The organism is Actinomycetospora sp., assembly GCF_036497245.1.
Classification (GTDB): domain Bacteria; phylum Actinomycetota; class Actinomycetes; order Mycobacteriales; family Pseudonocardiaceae; genus Actinomycetospora.
This window is the reverse complement of the sequence record NZ_DASXJS010000253.1, coordinates 1-2290: the sequence shown is the minus strand read 5'-3', so window position 1 is coordinate 2290 and position 2290 is coordinate 1. Positions and strand designations below refer to the sequence as shown.

Genomic DNA, 2290 nt, shown 5'->3' with positions numbered 1-2290 from the left:
GCCGACTGCGAGAGCTGGTAGTCGGTGAACTCGTCGGTCGGGCTCTGCTGCGGCTGGCGCTGCCGCTTGCGGTAGGTGTTGATGTAGGAGTTCGTCAGGATCCGGTACAGCCAGGCCTTCAGGTTGGTGCCCGGCCGGAAGGACGTGAAGGACGAGTACGCCTTCAGCACCGTCTCCTGGACGAGGTCCTCCGCGTCCGGCGGGTTGCGCGTCATCCGCATCGCCGCCGCGTAGAGCTGGTCGACCATCGGCATGACGTCGCGCTCGAAGCGCTCCGCCCGCTCGCCGACGGTCTCGGTCTCGAGGTCGGCGGGGCTGGAACCACCACGGACGGCAGCCTCGACGGACTCCGCGGTATCGGTGCCGTCCTGCTGGGCGGGCACCGTTGCGTCGGTCGTCGCCACCTCGTGGTCCGCGCGCACGGCTTCGGCCACCGGACTCCCTTCGCGCCGCGCGTCGGACGCGGCGTCGGAACGCCGGGAGGTTACCCCCACGAGCACTCCTCCACCCTCCTTCTGTGAGCGGGTCGGGCCGGTGTCCGGGAGCAGGATCACGACCCCGTCGGCCGCATCGGGGTACCGGACCCCGACCCGCGCGCCGCGCTCCATCGTCATCGCTGGCATCGTCACCTCTCCTCGGCCGCGGTACGACGACCGCGGACGTCTCTGCTCTGCGGAACGCCCGCGCCCCCGCGCCGATTCCCCGCTAGCCTCCGCCGGCGTGGCGCGACGAACCACCGGCGGGACGCCCGCGCTGAGCGCCCTCGAGCGCGCCGGGATCACCCACCGGGTCCACCCGTACGACGCACCCGGCGTCGCCGCCGGACCCCGTGGCCGGGGTCCGCTGCGCTCCGCAGCCGGACCCCGTGGTCGGGCTCCGCTGCGCTCCGCCGCCGGACCCCGTGGCCGGGGTCCGCTGCGCTCCGCCTCCTACGGCGCCGAGGCCGCCGAGGCGCTCGGACTCGACCCCCGTCGGGTGTTCAAGACGCTCGTCGCCGAGGTCGACGGCACGCCCGTGCTGGCGATGGTGCCGGTGGCGCACACGCTCGACCTCAAGGCGCTCGCCGCCGCCCGCGGCGGCAAGAGGGCGGTCATGGCCGACCCCGCGGCGGCGGAGCGGCTCACCGGGTACGTCACCGGCGGGATCAGCCCGCTCGGCACGAGGCGACGCCTGCCCGTCGTCGTCGACGCCTCCGTACTCGGGCACCCGACGGTGTTCTGCAGCGCGGGCAGGCGCGGCCTGCAGATGGAGCTGGCGCCCGCCGACCTGATCGCGGCCGCCGCGGCGACGACGGCACCCGTCGCCGACGCGTGAGCGCCCGCCCTCGGGGCATCCCCGGACCGACCCGACCGCCCGTGACAGCAATGGTCCATTGCTGTCATCGGATGAGCGGACGGCGTCACCGAGTCGTGGGCCGGCGTCGGTTCAGCGACCGACCTCGACCACGAACCGGAACCGCACGTCGCCCCGGCCGAGGCGGTCCATCGCCGTCGGCAGCTCGTCGGGCCCGACGACCTCGACGTCGGCGGTGATCCCGTGCTCGGCGGCGACGTCGAGCATCTCCCGGGTGGCCGGGACGCCGCCGCTGCCCGTTCCGGCGATCCGCTTCTCCCCCACGACCAGGCTCATCGGGTCGATGTCCAGCCGTGCCGGGGGGATGCCGGCCAGCACGTAGGTGCCGTCGACGTCGAGCGCGGCGAGGTAGGGCGCGAGGTCCATCGGGTGCCCGGTGGTGTCGAGCAGCAGGTCGAAGCGGCGGGCCTGCGCGGCGAGCGCCTGCTCGTCGCGGGTGACGACGACGTCGTCGGCCCCCAGCGCCTTCGCCGCGTCGGCCTTGTCCTCGCTGCGGGTGAGCACGACGGTCTCGGCGCCGAGGGCGTGCGCGAACTTCACCGCCACGTGGCCCAGGCCGCCGAGCCCGACGACGCCGACCGTGGTCTCCGGCCCGGCCCCGAACCGGCGCAGCGGCGACCACGTCGTGATCCCGGCGCACAGCAGCGGGGCGGCACCGGCCGGGTCGAGCGCGGCGGGCAGGGCGTACGCGAAGTGCCGGTCGACCACGATCTCCGTCGAGAACCCGCCCTGCGTGACCCCGCCGGAGATCGGGTCCGGGCCGCCGTAGGTGAGCGTCGGGAAGGTCTCGCAGTCGTCTCCCGCCCCGCCCGGCACGGACCGCACGTCCGGCAGGAGCCGATGATGTTCCCGACGGCGACCCGGTCGCCCGGGTGCAGGTCGGTCACCTCGTCGCCGACGATCTCGACCACGCCGGTCATCTCGTGGCCCGCGACCA

At 74.6% G+C, this 2290-nt stretch carries 3 protein-coding genes and 1 pseudogene; 1 reads left to right on the top strand and 3 read right to left on the bottom strand.

Translation table 11 applies throughout. From position 1 onward, the window contains the following. Window positions 1-614: sigma-70 family RNA polymerase sigma factor (locus tag VGI02_RS26230; RefSeq protein WP_331632517.1), on the bottom strand; the 614-nt coding region annotated here is incomplete at its 3' end. A 265-nt stretch (window positions 615-879) separates the two neighbouring features. On the opposite strand from VGI02_RS26230, the gene VGI02_RS26225 reads away from it, so the two are divergent. Further along, the gene (locus VGI02_RS26225) at window positions 880-1314 is read left to right on the top strand and encodes an aminoacyl-tRNA deacylase (RefSeq protein ID WP_331632519.1); all 435 of its coding nucleotides are present in this window, start codon (window positions 880-882) and stop codon (window positions 1312-1314) included. Window positions 1315-1425: 111 nt separating this feature from the next. Here VGI02_RS26225 and VGI02_RS26220 read toward each other — a convergent pair whose 3' ends face one another. After that, complete coding sequence (locus VGI02_RS26220; RefSeq protein WP_331632514.1) at window positions 1426-2178, bottom strand: zinc-binding dehydrogenase; 753 nt, start codon at window positions 2176-2178, stop codon at window positions 1426-1428. A gap of 23 nt (window positions 2179-2201) precedes the next feature. Then, a pseudogene (locus VGI02_RS29200) lies at window positions 2202-2273 on the bottom strand (hypothetical protein); the annotation flags it as partial. Between the last annotated feature and the right edge of the window lie 17 nt (window positions 2274-2290).